Source organism: Saccharopolyspora sp. NPDC002376 (assembly GCF_053593195.1).
Window position 1 is genome coordinate 51,102 of sequence record NZ_JBSFBZ010000027.1, and the last position, 17,495, is coordinate 68,596.

General features: G+C 69.2%; 17 protein-coding genes. 9 read left to right on the forward strand and 8 right to left on the reverse strand.

The window, feature by feature from the left end; genetic code table 11:
• The first annotated feature begins 33 nt into the window (after positions 1-33).
• The 7 genes from ACWCO2_RS19330 (at position 34) to ACWCO2_RS19360 (ending at position 9,725) form a co-directional block, all read left to right on the forward strand.
• Positions 34-285 carry a type II toxin-antitoxin system Phd/YefM family antitoxin gene (locus tag ACWCO2_RS19330; protein WP_450129110.1) on the forward strand — a complete coding sequence of 84 codons (252 nt, stop codon included), beginning with the start codon at positions 34-36 and terminating at the stop codon, positions 283-285.
• Positions 282-542 (forward strand): Txe/YoeB family addiction module toxin, encoded by a 261-nt coding sequence (locus ACWCO2_RS19335; protein WP_450129111.1) that lies wholly within the window; start codon positions 282-284, stop codon positions 540-542. Before ACWCO2_RS19330 ends, ACWCO2_RS19335 begins: the two co-directional genes overlap by 4 nt.
• A gap of 147 nt (positions 543-689) precedes the next feature.
• Positions 690-824, forward strand: coding sequence for a hypothetical protein (locus tag ACWCO2_RS19340; protein WP_450129112.1), 135 nt, complete (start codon positions 690-692; stop codon positions 822-824).
• 152 nt (positions 825-976) lie between these two features.
• Positions 977-1,201: a hypothetical protein gene (locus ACWCO2_RS19345; protein WP_450129113.1), complete on the forward strand. Its 225-nt coding sequence runs from the start codon at positions 977-979 to the stop codon at positions 1,199-1,201.
• Positions 1,202-1,530: 329 nt separating this feature from the next.
• A complete protein-coding gene (locus ACWCO2_RS19350) occupies positions 1,531-6,444 on the forward strand; it encodes a type VII secretion system-associated protein (protein WP_450129114.1) in 4,914 nt (1,637 codons plus the stop codon).
• Between the two features lie 5 nt (positions 6,445-6,449).
• Positions 6,450-8,813: an ADP-ribosylglycohydrolase family protein gene (locus tag ACWCO2_RS19355; protein WP_450129115.1), complete on the forward strand. Its 2,364-nt coding sequence runs from the start codon at positions 6,450-6,452 to the stop codon at positions 8,811-8,813.
• A gap of 135 nt (positions 8,814-8,948) precedes the next feature.
• On the forward strand, positions 8,949-9,725 hold the full coding sequence (locus ACWCO2_RS19360) for an enoyl-CoA hydratase-related protein (RefSeq protein WP_450129116.1): 777 nt from the start codon (positions 8,949-8,951) through the stop codon (positions 9,723-9,725).
• Positions 9,726-9,791: 66 nt separating this feature from the next.
• Here ACWCO2_RS19360 and ACWCO2_RS19365 read toward each other — a convergent pair whose 3' ends face one another.
• The 3 genes from ACWCO2_RS19365 to ACWCO2_RS19375 are packed head-to-tail and all read right to left on the reverse strand — an operon-like array spanning position 9,792 to position 10,944.
• A complete protein-coding gene (locus ACWCO2_RS19365) occupies positions 9,792-10,160 on the reverse strand; it encodes a barstar family protein (RefSeq protein WP_450129117.1) in 369 nt (122 codons plus the stop codon).
• 50 nt (positions 10,161-10,210) lie between these two features.
• On the reverse strand, positions 10,211-10,642 hold the full coding sequence (locus ACWCO2_RS19370) for a ribonuclease domain-containing protein (RefSeq protein ID WP_450129118.1): 432 nt from the start codon (positions 10,640-10,642) through the stop codon (positions 10,211-10,213).
• A complete protein-coding gene (locus ACWCO2_RS19375; RefSeq protein WP_450129119.1) occupies positions 10,639-10,944 on the reverse strand; it encodes a hypothetical protein in 306 nt (101 codons plus the stop codon). Before ACWCO2_RS19375 ends, ACWCO2_RS19370 begins: the two co-directional genes overlap by 4 nt.
• A gap of 79 nt (positions 10,945-11,023) precedes the next feature.
• Here ACWCO2_RS19375 and ACWCO2_RS19380 point away from each other — a divergent pair, with 79 nt between their 5' ends.
• Complete coding sequence (locus ACWCO2_RS19380) at positions 11,024-11,587, forward strand: hypothetical protein (protein WP_450129120.1); 564 nt, start codon at positions 11,024-11,026, stop codon at positions 11,585-11,587.
• 26 nt (positions 11,588-11,613) lie between these two features.
• On the opposite strand, the gene mmsB is transcribed toward ACWCO2_RS19380, so the two are convergent.
• From mmsB to ACWCO2_RS19405, 5 genes are all read right to left on the reverse strand, one after another.
• Complete coding sequence (gene mmsB / locus ACWCO2_RS19385) at positions 11,614-12,609, reverse strand: 3-hydroxyisobutyrate dehydrogenase (protein WP_450129121.1); 996 nt, start codon at positions 12,607-12,609, stop codon at positions 11,614-11,616.
• Positions 12,551-13,585 carry an enoyl-CoA hydratase/isomerase family protein gene (locus tag ACWCO2_RS19390; RefSeq protein WP_450129122.1) on the reverse strand — a complete coding sequence of 345 codons (1,035 nt, stop codon included), beginning with the start codon at positions 13,583-13,585 and terminating at the stop codon, positions 12,551-12,553. The genes mmsB and ACWCO2_RS19390 overlap by 59 nt, the downstream gene beginning before the upstream one ends.
• Before the next feature lie 84 nt (positions 13,586-13,669).
• On the reverse strand, positions 13,670-14,839 hold the full coding sequence (locus ACWCO2_RS19395; RefSeq protein ID WP_450129123.1) for an acyl-CoA dehydrogenase family protein: 1,170 nt from the start codon (positions 14,837-14,839) through the stop codon (positions 13,670-13,672).
• A 91-nt stretch (positions 14,840-14,930) separates the two neighbouring features.
• Positions 14,931-16,430, reverse strand: coding sequence for a CoA-acylating methylmalonate-semialdehyde dehydrogenase (locus tag ACWCO2_RS19400; RefSeq protein ID WP_450129124.1), 1,500 nt, complete (start codon positions 16,428-16,430; stop codon positions 14,931-14,933).
• A gap of 200 nt (positions 16,431-16,630) precedes the next feature.
• A complete protein-coding gene (locus ACWCO2_RS19405; protein WP_450129125.1) occupies positions 16,631-16,915 on the reverse strand; it encodes a hypothetical protein in 285 nt (94 codons plus the stop codon).
• Between the two features lie 240 nt (positions 16,916-17,155).
• Here ACWCO2_RS19405 and ACWCO2_RS19410 point away from each other — a divergent pair, with 240 nt between their 5' ends.
• On the forward strand, positions 17,156-17,491 hold the full coding sequence (locus ACWCO2_RS19410; protein ID WP_450129126.1) for a hypothetical protein: 336 nt from the start codon (positions 17,156-17,158) through the stop codon (positions 17,489-17,491).
• Positions 17,492-17,495: the final 4 nt, after the last annotated feature.

The window sequence follows — 17,495 nt, forward strand, 5'->3', positions numbered from 1 at the left end:
GTGGCGTACAGTATTGCGTACAGGAGGTGTTCGATGAAGACGATGAGCTACTCGGAATCTCGCGCGAAGTACGCCGAGACCCTCGATTCCGTGGTCAACGACCGCGAGGAGGTCGTGATCACCCGCGCCGGCCATGAGCCGGTCGTGATGGTCTCGCTGGACGACTACCAGTCCTTGCAGGAAACCGCCTACCTCCTGCGCAGCCCCGAGAACGCGCGCCGCCTCATCCAGGCGATCGAACGACTGGAGGCCGGTGGCGGCGAACAGCACGAACTCGTCGAATGAAGCTGCTCTGGGATGAAGCCGCCTGGGACGACTACGTCTGGTGGCAAACCGAAGATCGCAAGATCCTCAAGCGGATCAACGCGCTGATCAAGGACATCTGCCGGAACGGGAACGAAGGCATCGGCAAACCCGAACCCCTGAAGCACGGGTTCCAGGGGTACTGGTCACGCCGCATTTCCGACGAACACCGACTGGTCTACAAACTCGCGGGCGACGAGATACGCATCGCAGCATGCCGATACCACTACGGGAAGTGAAAGCTGCTGGACAACTCAAGCGGAACGGGGACGCGCGCCTCGAACAAGCGCGAGGTTTCGCTCGGCGCCAAGCCTGATCTCGCGGAGCAGACCGAGGGATCCTTCGCGAACGTTCTCACGACCCAGCGATGCCAGGAGGTCTGAACGGTGGGCCAATCCTGGAAAGACGTCAAGAAGGACAAGGAAAGCCTGGACCGAGCGCACGGTCGCGACGTGGACAGCGCTCGGCAGCAGGAGCGTGATCTCACCGAGGCCTACATTCGCGACTACAACTCCAAGTGAGCAAAAGTCGACAACTCGGGTGAGGTGGGCAACCTTCCGGGCATGATGGCGCACGTGTCCAGCTGGGTACACGATGACCGGCAGCGACCCGGAACACCCCGACATTCCAGGTCGCTGCCGGACCCGTCTTCGCTGCTCCTCGCGAGCGCCACATGATCCCGCAGCCCCACCTGATCGCTCGGGTGCGCGCCGAGCTGGCCCGCGGTGAGCGGGACAAGTCCTGCCACTTCTTCCCGCTGCCCGCCGAAGGCACCATGCCCTCCGCGCTGCGCGCCTACTGCGGGTTCGCCATCCGCCCCGGCGAGGCCGAACCACTGGACGCTCCGGTCGGCATGCCGTGCACCAGCTGCCTGATGGCCGCCATGCTCTCGTCCTGACCATTGGGGTTGTTTCAACCTCGTCCTGCGTGGGCGGCGCATGCGCCGCCCACCACGCGGTGCTGGTCGTACTTCGCGGTCACGGGCTGGACGAGATGAACTTGCCCATTCGAGCCAAAGGGCTGATCACCCATTAACCCTGAGTCGTTGCGCCGAACACTAAGCTTCACCCCATGTGGTCATGAGAGAGTTTGATATCAGCGTCGGGGCGGGGAACCGGCTGCTCCCTGTGTTCGTCGGCTCCGCCAGACCCGCGCTATCAAGTGACCGCCGGGGTGCGGGGGCGATCAATGCAGGGCTGGATGAGGAGTCGGGGACAACAGCGCGAGATGAACACGACGCAGCAGCCGAATCGACCGGTCATCACACCCGCCATGCGGGAGCAGGCCACGAAGCAGCCCAACACCTGGCTGTACGTGGTCGATCCGATCTTCACCGACCCGAGCGCCGAGGTTCCGCCGTGGGGCTTCATCGGCGGCTACCGGGTCGATGAGAAGGGCGAGATCACCGACGACTTCTCCCCCAACCCGAACTACCGGCCGTCCCCGGTCGCGCTGCGGCTGCCCGCGCCGACCAACGACGTCGAGCGCGCCCTCCAGCTGACCACCACCGGCTACGCGCAGGGGCACGCGCTGCTGACCGCGATGCTGGACGCCGAGCTGATCCTGTTCGCACAGCCGCAGGGCAGCGGTCTGTTCACGATGGAGCACGAGTCGGGGCGCCGGCAGCTGCAGGTGTTCACCTCCGACGGGTTCCTGCCGCCGAACTGGACGACCTGGCAGCGGATGACCGGTCGTCAGCTGGCCGCGCACAACCCGACCGGCATCGACGTCCAGGTGAACCCGACCAGCCCGGTCAAGGCCCGAGTGCCCGCCGAGGACCTGGTCAAGGCCGCCGCTTCGGTGCCACCGAAGGCCCCCGGGGGCCCGGTGAACTCCCCCGCCGCCGGTATGCCCGCAGTCGCTCCGCCGTCTCCGCCCCACGGCACGCCGGTGCCGAACGGCGCCGCGCCCGTGCCGCAGCCTCCCGCGCCGATCGACCCGATCGAGACGGAGTTCGGCCGCCGCTTCCTGGGCTCGATGCTGGCCGGTGCGATCGGTGACGCACTGGGCGCGCCGGTCGAGTTCTACCCGGTGGACCAGATCCGCAGCCGCTTCGGCGCGATGGGCGTCACCGAGTACGACCGCACCGGTGACCAGCCCGGCGAGTTCACCGACGACACCCAGATGACGATGTTCACCCTGGAAGGCCTGATCCGCGGCCACATCGCGGTCCGGGCCGGGGCGGACAACCCGCTGTCGGCGATCCAGCTGGCCTACCAGCGCTGGCTGCACACCCAGGGCTACGCGTGGATGCGGGCCGCCGGGCCGTACGCCATCAGCCATCCCAAGGCCAACGGCTGGCTGATCGAGCAGCACGACCTGTTCGCCGTGCGCTCGCCGAACAGCAGCTGCATAACTGCACTTCGCGAATTCGCCTCGGTCGGCGCTCCCGGCACCTTCTCGCGTCCCATCAACGACTCGCCCGACTGCGGTGGCGTGGTACGCGCCGCCCCGGTCGCGCTGTGGTCCGACGACCCGAAGCAGGTCTTCGAGCTGGCCGCCGCGACCGCGGCGCTGACCTACTCGCAGCCCAACGGCTACCTGCCCGCCGGTGTGTTCGCGGTGATCGTCCACCAGTTGCTGCGCGAGGCGACGCTGGAGGAATCGGTGCGCCAGGCCCGTGAGCTGCTGGTGCAGTACGCGGACCACGAGGACACCGAACGCGCGCTGCAGGCCGCCGAAAACCTCGCCAAGCAGGGGAAACCGGCCCCCGAGCAGCTCAAGGACTCGCTGGGCGGCGGCTGGGCCGGGCACGAGGCCCTGGCGATCGCGGTGTGCGCGGCGCTGAGCACGGACAGCATCGCCGCCGCGCTGATGGTGGCGGTCAACCACTCCGGCGACAGCGACTCCACCGCCGCGATCTGCGGCAACATCGTCGGCGCCCGCTACGGCGCGCCCGCGCTGCCTGGCGTGTGGCTGCGCGACCTCAAGCAGCGGGAAGTCGTCGAAGCCCTCGCCAAGGACGGGCTGCTGGAGTTCGGCCCGACGCCGCCGAGCGGTGACGCCTGGGAGGCTCGCTACCCAGCCGCCAAGGATGTCTCCGACTTGGACTTCACCTCCGCTCTGCCGCTCGTCTCGGAGAAGCCCGCCGAGCAAGCAGCGCCCGCGGAGGAAACCGCCGAAGAGGAAAGCGCCTCTGCGGAGGCTGCCGAATCAGCTCCTGTCGTCGAAGAAACCACGGTTGACCAGGACTCCGACGCGACCCCGGCCTATGACGAAACCGACGCTGTCGCCGAGGAAACTCCAGCCGCTCCGGTCGTCGAAGAGGCCGCAGCTCAGGAGTCCGACGAGCCCGCAGCGCCCGATGACGAGCCCGAAACAGCCACAGATGAAGCCGTGGCTGATGAGGACTCGGACGAATCCGAAGCGACTTCCGACGAAGACGAAACCGCAGCTGCTAAATCCGTCACCGACGTGACGGGGTCCGGGGAATCTTCCGAGGCTGCGGGCGAACCGAGCTCCGAGGTCGCGACCGAGGAACCCGCCGATCCGGAGGAGCTGCGCGCGCAGCGGATCCTCGGCTTCCTGCTCGGCGGCGCCGCCGGTGACGCCCTCGGCTACCCGATCGAGGACGACTCGCTGCAGGACATCCGCCGCAAGTACGGCTCGCCCGGGCTCACCGACTTCGTCGACGCGCACCGGCCCGGCGGCTCGGTCAGCGACGAGACCCAGATGACGATGTTCACGCTGGAAGGCCTGATCCGGGCGAGCGTCCGGCGGCGGCTGTTCGGCGAGAACGAGCCGGCCACCCAGGTCCAGCACGCCTACCAGCGCTGGCTGCACACCCAGGGCTTCGACTGGCGGGAAGCCGGCGGACCGCTGGCGGCGACCCCGCCGGACGGCTGGCTGATCCGGCAGAAGGGCCTGTTCGTCCGCCGCGCGCCCGGCACCACGTGCATCCAGGCGCTGCACGGCTACGCCAACGGCAAGCCGCAGGGCTCTTTCAGCAACCGGCTCAACGACTCCAAGGGCTGCGGCGGCGTGATGCGGGCGGCCCCGGCAGCGCTGTGGTCGGCCGATTCCGCCGCGGTGTTCCAGGTCGGTGCGATGACCGCGCTGCTCACGCACGGCAACCCGAGCGGTTTCCTGCCCGCCGGTGCGCTGGCGGTGATCGTCCAGCAGCTGCTGGACGGCCGGTCGCTGCCGGAGGCAGTGGACGGCGCGCTCACCGAACTGTCCAATTGGGACGGTCACGAGGAGACCTCGACGGCGCTGCGCGCGGCCACCGAACTCGCCGCCGAGGGCGACCCGACGCCGGAGCAGATCCAGGAATCCCTCGGCGAGGGCTGGTTCGGTGAGCAGGCTCTGGCGATCGCGGTGTGCGCGTCGCTGACCCACCCGAAGTCGTTCGCCGACGCGGTGGTGCTGGCCGCGAACCACTCCGGCGACAGCGACTCCACCGCGGCGATCTGCGGCAACATCATGGGCGCGGCGCTGACCTCGGAAGCGATCCCGCAGACCTGGCGCGACAAGCTGGAGCTGCGCGAGGTCATCGAGCAGCTGGCCGCCGACGCGATCCGCGAGTTCGGCCCGAACCCGCCGCGCGATGCCGACTGGCTGGACCGCTACCCCATCGGCGCGGACGAGCCCACCGAGCAGGACACTCCCGACGAGCAGCCGGAACCGGCCGAAGAGCCGATCGCGGAACAGGCGGAAGCCGTTGCGGAGACCGCGGAGCAGCCCGAGGCGGTCGAGGCTGCAGTTGCCGAAACGGCTGTCGCCGTCGCTGAGCAGCCTGCCGATGAACCGGCCGACGACACCGACGAGGAGCCCGCCGAGCAGGACGAACCCACCACCGAGCCGGAGGCTCCCGAGGTCGAACCGGTCGCCGAGGAGTCGGTGGCAGAACCGGCCGACGACGACGCGGACGACGGGCTCTCCAACGAGGAGCTGCAGCTGCTCGCCGCCTGGCGGAAGTTCCGCGACAACGAGGACGGCAACTCCGCGGACCTCACGCAGGACCTGCACAAGCTGCTCGTCGAGGCCTTCGGCGCGGAGCGCGCGGCACAGCTGATCGGCGAGGCCGCCGAGACCGAGGACGAGGGCGAGCTGGTCGCTGAGACCCAGGTCCAGCTCAGCCGCGACGAGCGGGTGGCGGGCTGCGTGCTGGGCACCGCGGTCGGCGACGCGCTCGGCGCGCCGTGGATGTTCTCCGACCTGAGCACGATCCTGCGCGAGAACCCGGAAGGCATCCGGGAGATGGCCGAAGCCTTCGGCAAACGGGCGGCGGCCACCGCGCACGGACAGCAGACCGCGTTCGTCCTGGACGCCCTGATCCGCACCCGCGTCCGCTCGGTGCAGCGCGGCATCAGCGAGCACTGGCCGTCAGTGGTGCGCGGAACCCTGCTGCACTGGATGCACACGCAGGGCGTGAAGCTGCGCAGCGGCGTCTTCCAGCTCGGCGCACTCGCCGAGACCGAGGTCCTGCAGGCGCAGCGGTTCCCGGACGAGGCGACGCTGACCGCGCTGGCCCGCTTCTCGGACCGCCGCGAGGTCCCGACGCCGAGCAACCCGCCGAACTCGGCGCGCACCGCAGCAGCGGCTGTGCGCGGTGCGGCGGTCGGCTTCGAGTTCACCTCGCCGCAGGACGCGATCATCCGCGGCGCGGAGATCGCCGCGGTCACCCACGGGCACCCGGACGGCTACCTCACCGCTGGTGCGCTGGCCGGGCTGGTGTGCTCGCTCAACAACGGGCAGACCCTGGTCGACGCCGTGCACTCGGTGCTCGCCGAGCTGGACCAGATGGAGGTCGCGGAGGGCATCACCCAGGGGCTGCGCTCGGCGATCGAGATCGTCGGCAGCGGGCAGGTCTCGCCCACCCGCTTCGAGGAGCTGGGGCTGGGCTGGCAGGCGCCGGAAGCGCTGGCGATCGCCGTCGCGGCGGCACTGGCCCACCCGAACTCCTTCGCCGACGCGGTTTCGCTGGCGGCCACCCACTCGGGCAACACCGCGACCACCGCGGCGATCTGCGGCAGCTTGCTCGGAGCGGCTCGCGGCACCGAGCAGATCCCGGCCGAGTGGCTGGAAGAGCTGGAGCTGCGGGAAGTCCTCACCGAGCTGGTCGCCGACGAGCAGCGGGCCCGCGCCGAGATCACCTCCGACCAGCAAATGCCCGACTGGGCGCAGCGCTACCTCGGATAGACCGCGTGGACGAATCCCGGTTGGACGACTCGGAGCGAGCGCTGCTGGCGGCTTGGCGCAAGGCGCGCGCCGCTGGCGAGCGCGACCCGGTGGAGCAGCAACTGCTGGAGACCTGGCGGCGGTGGCGGGAACGGCCCGCCACCGCACCGCTGTGGGCAGCAGCCCTGCAACACCGGTTCGGCGACGAGTCGCCGCCGGTGCCCGACACGGGCCTGGCCGACCGCAACGGCCCGCTCCCCGAAGCCCCCAGCCGGATGCTCGGCATGCTGCTGGGCGGCGCGGTGGGCGAGTTCGTCGCCCTCGGCGAGGTCGGGCAGCGCACCAGCGCGTTGCTCTTCGCGCTGGAAGGCATGATCCGGGCGCACACGCAGGCGCGCGCATCCGGTGAAGGCGACCCGCTCGGCTTCGCGCTCAACGGCTTGCGGCGCTGGCTGCACACCCGCGGTGTTCCCTGGCGGGACTGCGGAACCGACACCGCGCAGCCGAACGGCTGGCTGGTGCGGGAACGACTGCTGCACTCGTCGCGAACCGACGAACCGACGCTGCTCACCGCGTTGACGCGCGTTGTCACCGGGCACGCCGCCGGGTCGCGCAAGCAGCCGATCAACAGCTCCGACGCCGCCACCGCGGTGCCGATGGGCGCGCTCGCGGCGCTGTGGTCGGGTGATCCGGGCACCGTGTTCGCGCTGGGCGGCGACCTCGCCGCGCTCACCCACGGGCACGTCAACGGGCACAGCCCGGCCAGCGTCCTCGGCGTGTCGATGCTGTGGCTGCTGCGCGGGAATCCGCTGGAAACCTCGCTGCGGCAAGGCATTTCCGGTTGGCGACCGGCCCGCAGCACGTTCACGCACGCGCTGCGGCTGGGCCACGTCAGCCCGGCCGGATTCCACCCCGGCCCGGAGAACCTCAACGCCATGCAGTCCGGGCGCAGCGGCCTGGACGCCCTGGCGATTGCGATGCGAGTGGCCGTGGCGTGCGAGGACGACTTCGCCGCAGCGATCCGCGCGGCGAGCGACCACGACGGTGATACCGCCAGTTCAGCGATGCTGTGCGGGCAACTGCTCGGCGCGCTGCACGGTCCGACGGCGATCCCCGCCGAGCTGCTCGACGAACTGCCGATCACGTCGCTGATCGAGCGGATCTCCGTCGACGCGGCAGCGGAATTCGGCCCCTACCCGGACGAATCCGAGACCTGGGAGCGCCGCTACCCGACCACCGACGCGGCCGAACCGGCACCGTCCACAACGGACTACCGCACCGGGCTGACCGCGGTCCCCCGGCTGGCGGCGTCCCGCGATCGGTTCGTGGGCGCGGTGCTGGGCTGCGCGGTCGGCGAAGCCCTCGGCATCCCGGTGGCCGCGGACAACTGGGACGAGATCCGCTCCCGGCACGGGGCGAGCGGGCTGACCGGCTACGTCCCCGCCGGACACCCCTCCGGTCGCCTCGGCAGCGACACCCAGCTGCTGCTGTTCTCGCTGGAAGGCACGATCCGCGCCAACGTCAGCCGCCGCGCCAGCGGAACCGCCGACCCGACCCGGCACATCCAGCACGCCTACCAGCGCTGGCTGCACACCCAGCACCTGAGCTGGCCGCGCGCGGCGGGCGAATTCCTGCGCACCACACCGGAACCGGACGGCTGGCTGGTCCAGCAGCGTGCGCTGTTCCAGACCCGCAACCCGGGCCGGACGATGATGCGCACGCTGATCGCCTTCGCCAAGGGCCAGCAGCCGATGGGCACCCCGGAGCAGCCGGTCAGCGACTCGTCGGGCAGCAGCGCGATCATGCGAGCGGTGCCCGCGGCGCTGTGGAGCAGCGACCCGGCCGAGGTCTTCGACGTCGGCATGAGCACCGCAGCCCTGACCCACGGCCACCCAACGGCCCGCCTGAGCGCAGGCGCACTGGCCTTCCTCGCATCCCGGCTGCTCGCCGGCGAACCGCTGAGCGCCGCCGTGGACGACGTGTTCGGGCAGCTCGCGGCGCACTCCGGGCACGAAGAAGTCACCCGCCGGATCAACGCAGCGGCCGAGCTGGCGCGCGACGGCCGGGTATCACCGGGCGACGTGGAGAGCGCCCTCGGCACCGGCTCGACCGCCGCGGAAGCCCTGTCCATCGGTCTCTACGCGGCGCTGATCAGCGAAGGCGACTTCGACGCCGCACTCCCGGTGGCGGTCAACCACTCCGGCAACAGCGCAACGACCGGAGCGGTTTGCGGCTGCCTGGTGGGAGCGGTCGCCGGAGCGCGCCGCATCCCGGAGCGCTGGACGGCCGAGCTGGAACTGCACGAGGTGATCGAACGCCTCGCCCACGACGCGGTCCTCGAATTCGGTCCCCGTCCACCCGAGTGGTCCGACCGCTACCCACGCACCTGACCCCGGTGGATCACAGTTTCAATTGAAACTGTGATCCGCCGTGCCTGGGATTTACAGTTTCAATTGAAACTGTAGTTTCGCGTTGCGACGTGGATCACTGGTCGGGTTCTGGTCAGCGCGGTTAACGTGCCTGTCATGGATGAACTCGTGCACCTGGTCGTGGCCGATGGCGTCGCCACGATCACCCTGGATTCGCCGCGCAACCGCAACGCCCTGTCCGCTCAGCTGCGCAAGGAGCTGCGGCAGCACCTGACGTCCGCGATCGCCGACGACGCGGTGCGCGTGATCGTCCTGGACCACACCGGCACCGTGTTCTGCGCGGGGATGGACCTCAAGGAATCGCGTTCGGCCAACGCCGAGAACCAGGGCGTGCAGGAGTTCCCGGCGATCCTGGAGCAGATCTGGACCTGCCCGAAGCCGATCGTGGCCAAGCTCGCCGGCCCGGCCCGCGCCGGCGGGGTGGGCATCATCGCGGCCTGCGACATCGCGGTCGCGGTGGACACCGCCACCTTCGCCTTCTCCGAGGTGCGCATCGGCGTGGTGCCCGCGGTGATCTCGGTGACCGTGCTGCCCCGCCTGACCACCCGCCAGGCGCACGAGCTGTTCCTCACCGGCGAAACCTTCGACGCCCGCCGTGCGGCCGAGATCGGCCTGATCAACTCCGCGGTGTCCGCCGCCGACTTGGACGCGGAGGTCAAGCGCTACGCGGACATGCTCGCCCTCGGCGCCCCGAACGCCCTGGCAGCGACCAAGGAAATGCTGACCGCCCAGCGCCCGTCGGCGATGGACGAAGCCTTCAAGCAGATGCTCGGACTCTCAGCCGAGCACTTCGCAGGCGAAGAGGGCCAGGAAGGAATGCAGGCTTTCGCCGAAAAGCGAAAGCCCTCCTGGGTCCCAGAAGCCCTCAAGTGACCTGACCCTCAGACACCGAACCCCGCCTGCCGCAGTCCGCGGCGGGCGGGGTTTTCGTTCCGGCGATCAGTCCTTGGTCAGGACCGAGGTGAAGGTTCGGCCGCAGATCGGGTGTTCCGCTGCGTCGCGCAGGACCGCGTTGATCCCGCCGAAGGCCTTCGGGTCGTGCTCGGCCAGGGTCTGGAAACCCGACCAGACCAGCACGTGCTCGCCCTCGGACAGCCAGGACAGGTCGGTCAGGCAGTCGTAGAGGGCGTCCAGGTTCCGGCCCGCCCACTCCGGGAAGTTCAGCACGGCGGCGATGCCGTCGAGCGTGGTCCGCTTGCTGATCAGGTCAGAACCGTCGAGAAGGTGCGCGGTCGCCCCGCGCTCCTCTGCTTCCTGCACGGCCTCGCGCGCCGAGACGTCGGCGGATGGGGGCTCCACCCCGCTCACCGGCTGCTCCTTCCGCACCCTGATGGCCCATTTAGTCGCAAACATCGCACTCAACCCGTGGTGTCGACGACCACGAAGGACTCGTAGTGATCGCCTGTGTAGTAAAGCTCAGAGTGGTCACCGGTGACCAGTCGTCGGGCGCCTCGGTCGCGAGATCCCGGCGTCGGCACGGTGTACTCGTGGTAGTAGCCCGACTTCTCCTTGGGCAGGACACCTTCCCGGTTGCCGAAGACCGTGCCGTCCTTCTGCGGGTACGGGAACGGCCCGTTGCTCTCGATCAGCTTCCAGGTCTTGCCTGCCTCCGGCGGGAGCGTGGACAGCTCCTTGACCGGCAGGCCGGAATCGGCACCCGGCACCTCTTGGACCTGCTGGGTGCTGGCCGGAGCCGTGTCGTCGACGACGACGTCGCGGGCGAACCAGCCGCCGACCACCAGGACTATGAGCCCGATCAACGCCGACGTAATGCGCTTCCGCGAGGTCACGCCGTCTCCTTCCGGCCCCGGGAGGATTCATCGTCGCGGCGGCCGACCGGGGGCTCGGCATCGCGCACGCGGGTGAGCTTCGCACCGAGCCCGTCGATGCCGCGATCGATCACGCGCGCCAGGCCCCAGCACAGCGGCAGCAGCACGGAGAACACCAGTACTACCTGCAGCGGGTACGGCAATTGCACGAGCCAGAGCTCGACGCCGTCGTACCACTCGACAAGCCACTCAAACACAAAGCGCCAGGGTACGCGCGGCCCGGCGAACCGCTGCGGCACCCCGTCCATCAAGACGAGCGGCATCCGCACGAAATGTCCAAACTGAGCCAGTCAGATGCCATCATGGCTCGAGCTGGCATCAATGTGGTGCCATTCTCGTGCCATGCGGGCCGGCGAGAAGTTCGGCACCGCCTCGAACTTCCGCCAGCAGAGGGGAAATCCCATGACGACGCTCGCCGAGCGATGGGGCATCGACCAGCAGCAGTTCTGGATGCACGGGCGGCAACCCGCGCATCCGGTGCGGTTCGAGGAGACGAGGAAGCTCTGGGCCGTCTCCGGCTACCCGGAGGCGGTTCAGGTCATCAGCGACCCGCAGCGGTTCTCCTCCAACCTCCTTCCGCTGATGCCGATCGAAGCCGCCGAAGCGATCACCGACGGCAACCTGATCCAGATGGACCCACCGGACCACCGCGAACTGCGCACGCTGGTCAGCCACGCGTTCACCAGGAAGGTGGTGGCCGATCTCGAACCGCGGATCGCGGAGGTCACCGGCGAACTGCTCGACGAGCTCGCCGGGCAGGACCGGTTCGACCTGGTCACCGGCCTCGCCTACCCACTACCGGTGATCGTCATAGCCGAGCTGCTGGGCGTGCCCGGAAGCGACCAGCAGCTGGACGTCGTGAGTTCTGCGAGCAGGTGGGTTCGTGTGTGGTTTGGGGCGCTATGAAACCCCAAACCACACACGGCCTCGTGTCAGTCGCCGGAGTGCTCGCGGACGGACTTGATGATCGCGCCGAAGTCGAGATTGCCGCCGCCCTCCTCGTTGAAGCGGCGGTAGAGCTCGGTGGCCAGGCGGCCGACCGCGATGTCGGTGCCGCTCTGCTCTGCCGCCGAGGTGGCCAACCGGAGGTCCTTGAGCATCAGCGCGGCCGCGAAACCGGGCTCGTAGTCGTGGTTGGCGCGGCTGGTCTCCACCAGGTCCGGCACCGGACAGTTCGTGGTCAGCGCCCAGCACTGCCCGGTGGAGACCGACGCCACGTCGTAGAGCGCCTCGTGCGACAGCCCGAGCCGCTCGCCGAGCACGAACGCCTCGCTGACCGCGACCATCGAGGCCCCGAGGATAAGGTTGTTGCACATCTTGGTGACCTGGCCGTTGCCCGGCCCACCGCAGTGGATCACTTTGCGGGCCATGGGTTCCAGCAGCGGTTCGGCGCGGTGGAAGGCGTCCTCCGAGCCGCCGACCATGAACGTCAGCGTGCCCGCCTCGGCTCCGGCCGTCCCGCCGGACACCGGGGCGTCGACGGAGTCGAACCCGGCCTTCTCGGCCCGCTCGTGCGCCGCCCGAGCGTCCGCCACGTCCACAGTGGACGAATCGACCAGCAGTGCGCCGGGCTTGGCCGCGGCCAGCACCTCGTCGTAGCACTCGAGCACGTGCTTGCCGCTGGGCAGCATGGTGATCACCGCATCGGCGCCGGCAACCGCGTCGGCCACCGACGTCACGGCGGTCACGCCGTGCTGTGCGGCGACCTCCAGCGCAGCCGGGATCAGGTCGAAGCCCTGCACGGTGTGCCCGGCCTTGACCAGGTTCGCCGACATCGGACCGCCCATGTGGCCCAGCCCGATGAAACCGATGACAGCCATTGTCACAACCTTTCTGCGCTGGAACTTCGGAGTCGAGGCCGACGCGAGGTCAGCCGAACAACTTCGGCTCGCCCGCGACCGGGGCGAAGAACTCAGCCACCCGTGCATCGTCCACTTCGGACAGCTGCGGCGGCGACCACTTCGGGTTGCGGTCCTTGTCGACCAGGGTTGCCCGCACCCCCTCGACGAAGTCACCGATGCGCACGCAGGCCATGGCCAGCCGGTACTCCTGCGTCAGCGCCTCCTCCAGCGAGGCGTAGTCGCTGCGCAGAGCCTTGAACGTGACCTTCAGCGAGGTCGGCGACTTCTGCTCGATCACCTCGGCGGCTTCGCGGGCCGCGGCTTCCGGACGCTCCCGCAGCCGCCACAGGACCTCCTCGACGCTGTCCGCCGAGTAGGCCGCGTCGATCCACTCCCGCTGCTCGGCCAGCGGCGCCTCCGGGGTGGGCTCGGCGAACTTGCGCAGCACCTCGTCCACCGCGCCGCCGGACAACGCGTTGATGAGCTCGGGCAGGTTGGGGCTGTCGACGAAGTAGTCGGCCACGCCGCAATACACCGCGTCCGCTCCGCCGACCGGAGCGCCGGTCAGCGCCAGGTGCGCGCCGAGCTCGCCGGGCGCGCGGGACAGCAGGTAGGTGCCGCCGACGTCCGGGATGAAGCCGATGCCGACCTCCGGCATGCCGACCTTGGAGCGCTCGGTGACCACCCGGTGCGAGCCGTGCGCGGAGATGCCGACGCCGCCGCCCATGGTGATGCCGTCCATGATTCCCACGACCGGCTTCGGATACCCCGCCAGTGCCGAGTTGAGCTGGTACTCCTCGGTCCAGAAAGCGGTGGGCAGCGACTCGTCACCGGCCTTGGCCGCATCGTGCAACGCCCGGACGTCCCCGCCCGCGCACAGCCCGCGCTCGCCCGCTCCGTCGATCAGGACTGCCTCGATGTGCTCGGCGGTGCGCCACTGCTCGATGGCCTTCGCCATCTCCCGCACCATGCCCAACGTCAGCGAGTTGAGCGCCTTGGGGCGGTTGAGCGTGATCCGTCCGAGCGAGCCCTGCTCGCGAACCAGCACCTCGGGCTCCGTCATACAGCTACTCCCTGTGTCTCGTCATGCGCACCGGCACGCTTCAGCACCGCCGCCTCCTCCCGCGATTTCCATTTGCGGACGGCCTCACCCGGACAGGAGGCTGCGGGAGACGATCAGGCGCATGATTTCGTTGGTGCCTTCCAGGATCTGATGCACCCGCAGGTCGCGGACGATCTTCTCCAGGCCGTACTCGGCAAGGTAGCCGTATCCACCGTGGATCTGAAGGGCTTCGTTGGCCACCGCGAACCCCGTGTCGGTGGCGAGTCGCTTGGCCATCGCGCACAACCGGGTCGCCGCCGGGTCCTTGGCGTCCAGCGCCGCGGCAGCACGCCACAGCAGCAGCCGGGCGGCTTCCAGCTCGGTGGCCATGTCGGCGAGCTTGAACTGCAGCGCCTCGAACTCGCTGAGCTTGACCCCGAACGCGGTGCGTTCTCGCACGTAACCGAGGCTCTTGTCGAGCGCGGCCTGCGCGCCGCCCAGCGAGCACGCCCCGATGCTGAGCCGACCGCCGTCCAGCCCGGTCATCGCGATCCGGAAGCCGATGCCCTCCTCCCCGAGCCGCTGGTCGGCCGGCACCCGAACGCCGTCGAAGATCACCTGCCTGGTGGGTTGGGCGTTCCAGCCCATCTTCTTCTCGTTCGCCCCGAACGACAGGCCCGGCGCGTCGGCCTCGACGACGAAGGTTGAGATGCCCTTCGCGCCCTGCTCACCGGTGCGGGCCATCACCACGTAGACGTCCGAGCTGCCGCCACCGGAGATGAACTGCTTGACGCCGGTGAGCACGTAGTCCTCGCCATCGCGGACCGCGCGGGCCTGCAACGCCGCCGCGTCCGAACCGGCGCCCGGCTCGGTGAGGCAGTAGCTGGCCAGGCTCTCCATCGAGCACAGCTGCGGCAGCCAGCGGGCGCGCTGCTCGTCGGTGCCGAAGCGGTCGATCATGCCCGCGCACATGTTGTGGATGGAGATGTAGGCGGCGATCGACGGGTCGCCGCTGGCCAGCGCCTCGAAGATCAGCACCGAGTCGAACCGGCTCAGGCCGCTGCCGCCAACGGATTCATCGACGTAGACCCCGCCCATGCCGAGCTCCCCGGCCAGCCGCAGCGTCTCGACCGGGAAGTGCTTGGCCTGGTCCCAGTCGACGGCGTGCGGGGCGAGCTGCTCGGCGGCGAACTCCCGCGCGGCCTCCCGGATCGCGCGCTGGTCGTCGGTAAGGCCGAACGGCGACACCGGACCGGCTACGGCTGCAACGGACACGTCCACTCCTTCGCATTCGGCGGTCTCGCGCGAAACCGCCACCTCCTGCGCAGGCGGCGGCCCCTCCCGCGGGGCCGCCGCTCACCTGGGTTCAGTGCATGGTCGGGATGGTGAAGCTGGCGCCTTCCTTCAGACCGGAAGGCCAGCGCGAGGTGACCGTCTTGGTCTTGGTGTAGAAGCGGATCGAGTCCGGACCGTGCTGGTTGAGGTCGCCGAATCCGGAACGCTTCCAGCCGCCGAAGGTGTGGTAGGCGATCGGCACCGGGATCGGCACGTTCACCCCGACCATGCCGGTGTTGACGCGGGAGACGAACTCGCGGGCCGCGTCCCCGTCGCGGGTGAAGATCGCGACGCCGTTGCCGTACTCGTGCTCGCTGGGCAGCCGCAGCGCCTCGTCGTAGTCGGCGGCGCGCACGATCGAGAGCACCGGACCGAAGATCTCCTCCTTGTAGATCCGCATGTCCGGGGTGACGTGGTCGAACAGCGAGGCGCCGAGGAAGAACCCGTCCTCGTTGCCGACCAGCTCGAATTCGCGACCGTCCACCACCAGCTGCGCGCCTTCGTCGACACCCACGCCGATCAGGTCCAGGACCCGCTGCCGGGCCTGGCCGGTGACCAGCGGCCCGAAGTCGGCGTTCTCGTCGAAGCTGGTGCCGATCTTGAGCTGCCCCACCCGCTCGACCAGCTTCTCCACCAGCGCGTTCGCGGTGGCTTCGCCGACCGGCACAGCCACCGAGATGGCCATGCAACGCTCGCCTGCCGAGCCGTAACCGGCGCCGATCAGCGCGTCGACGGCCTGGTCGAGGTCCGCATCGGGCATCACGATCAGGTGGTTCTTGGCGCCGCCGAAGCACTGCGCGCGCTTCCCGTGGGCCGCGGCGGTCGTGTAGATGTACTCGGCGATGTCCGAGGAGCCGACGAACCCGACGGCTTCAACGCGCGGCTCGGTGAGGATCGCGTCCACCGCGGTCTTGTCACCGTTGACGACGTTGAAGATCCCCGGCGGCAGCCCGGCCTCGATGAACAGCTCGGCCAGCCGCAGCGGCACCGAGGGGTCCCGCTCGGAGGGCTTGAGCACGAAGGCGTTGCCGCAGGCGATGGCCGGAGCGGCCTTCCACAGCGGGATCATCGCCGGGAAGTTGAACGGCGTGATGCCGGCGACCACGCCCAGCGGCTGCCGCATCGAGTACACGTCGATGCCGGTGCCGGCGCTCTCGCTGTACTCGCCCTTGAGCAGGTGCGGGACGCCGATGGCGAACTCGACGACTTCCAGACCACGCTGGATGTCGCCCTTGGCGTCGGCGACGGTCTTGCCGTGCTCGGAGGCCAGCAGCCGCGCCAGCGAGTCCATCTCCTCGTTGACCAGCTGCAGGAAGCGCATCAGCACCCGCGCCCGCTTCTGCGGGTTCAGCGCGGCCCACGCCGGCTGCGCCTCGGCGGCGTTGTTGACAGCCGCCACGACCTCCTCCGCGGACGCCAGCGGAACCCGGGACTGCACCTGCCCGGTGTTGGGGTCGAACACGTCGCCGAAGGAACCCGAGGTCCCCGCGACGCGCTTGCCGCCGATGAAGTGCTCCAGCTCGTTGGTCATCTCGCAACGCACCTTCCCCCGTACCGGCCGGTAATTACTCGGAAGTCAAACCTTTGGCACCCCAATCATTCCCAGAAACACACCTCCCGCAACAGGGTGTCGCCCATCACAGTCCGCGGCGGTGCCGCCTGGCGTCGCCCCTGGACCGATTCGTGGGTCCAGGGGCCTCGTGCGCGGAGGGCAGGGCGAGGCAGCCACCGCTAGCCGACCTTGCGCAGGTGCTGGGTGTGTTCTTGAGGACTGGTCTCCGTACGTTCGACGATCGCGCGGCCTTCCCCGTCTAGATCCGGTCGCCGTTGCGACTGCGGGATCCGCTCGCCCGGGTCATCGCCTCGTGCACGCGCAGCCGCCCGCTCCGCCGCGCTCATCCCGCGTTCGACGCCCCACCACCGATGGAACTCGTGGTCGACCTGATGAGGCGACTTGACGCACAGGAACCGTCGGATGTGCGGCCACTGCTTCGACACCGCACGCCTGGCCCTCACGACAACTGCAGTCACAACTATCCCTCTCCATCCGCGATTCGAGGTGCGCGCGCCCCTCGTCTTCACCTCGTTTCACCTGCTTGAGGGCGTTCTCGCGCACTCGAGATCCGACGCTACGATCAAAAGGAAGGCGGCAGAACGGACTGTCAGCACGAGCGCGACGGCACTGCTGGAGCAAGAAACGCGGGAGCGTCCATGCGAAGCGGACCGGCAACACCGGCTGCCTGTCGGAGTTCGCGGATGACCGGCGTCGTATCCGGGTTCGTGCTGAAACTCGCCCGGCAGTCAGCAGCACTGACGCAGGAGAAGCTCGCCGAAGCGCGGTCATGGACCGGCGTTCGGCTGTTTCAGCACCTCATCGAACGTCTCGATGCAGGCTCAGCTCACCTCCCGCTCAACCTCCACACGCTGCACACATTGATCGCCTCACGCCCGACGCTGCTCAGCAGAAGTCCCACGGTTCACGCGTCGCTCGGTGAAGCGCTCGAAAAACTCGCGTCCACCGATGGACTGAATCGGAACGAGCGTGATCAGCTCGCAGGGCTTCAGTACGCGCTTCGAATCGCCAACCGATAGAAGG

Bases quoted from the DNA above. Each gene is read 5' to 3' on its own strand.
- ACWCO2_RS19410 (WP_450129126.1), top strand. From the start codon at position 17,156: ATGACCGGCGTCGTATCCGGGTTCGTGCTGAAACTCGCCCGGCAGTCA.
- ACWCO2_RS19390 (WP_450129122.1), bottom strand. From the start codon at position 13,585: ATGACGGAGCCCGAGGTGCTGGTTCGCGAGCAGGGCTCGCTCGGACGG.
- ACWCO2_RS19350 (WP_450129114.1), top strand. From the start codon at position 1,531: ATGAACACGACGCAGCAGCCGAATCGACCGGTCATCACACCCGCCATG.
- ACWCO2_RS19360 (WP_450129116.1), top strand. From the start codon at position 8,949: ATGGATGAACTCGTGCACCTGGTCGTGGCCGATGGCGTCGCCACGATC.
- ACWCO2_RS19335 (WP_450129111.1), top strand. From the start codon at position 282: ATGAAGCTGCTCTGGGATGAAGCCGCCTGGGACGACTACGTCTGGTGG.
- ACWCO2_RS19380 (WP_450129120.1), top strand. From the start codon at position 11,024: ATGCGGGCCGGCGAGAAGTTCGGCACCGCCTCGAACTTCCGCCAGCAG.
- ACWCO2_RS19400 (WP_450129124.1), bottom strand. From the start codon at position 16,430: ATGACCAACGAGCTGGAGCACTTCATCGGCGGCAAGCGCGTCGCGGGG.
- ACWCO2_RS19375 (WP_450129119.1), bottom strand. From the start codon at position 10,944: ATGCCGCTCGTCTTGATGGACGGGGTGCCGCAGCGGTTCGCCGGGCCG.
- ACWCO2_RS19345 (WP_450129113.1), top strand. From the start codon at position 977: ATGATCCCGCAGCCCCACCTGATCGCTCGGGTGCGCGCCGAGCTGGCC.
- mmsB (WP_450129121.1), bottom strand. From the start codon at position 12,609: ATGCACGGGTGGCTGAGTTCTTCGCCCCGGTCGCGGGCGAGCCGAAGT.
- ACWCO2_RS19330 (WP_450129110.1), top strand. From the start codon at position 34: ATGAAGACGATGAGCTACTCGGAATCTCGCGCGAAGTACGCCGAGACC.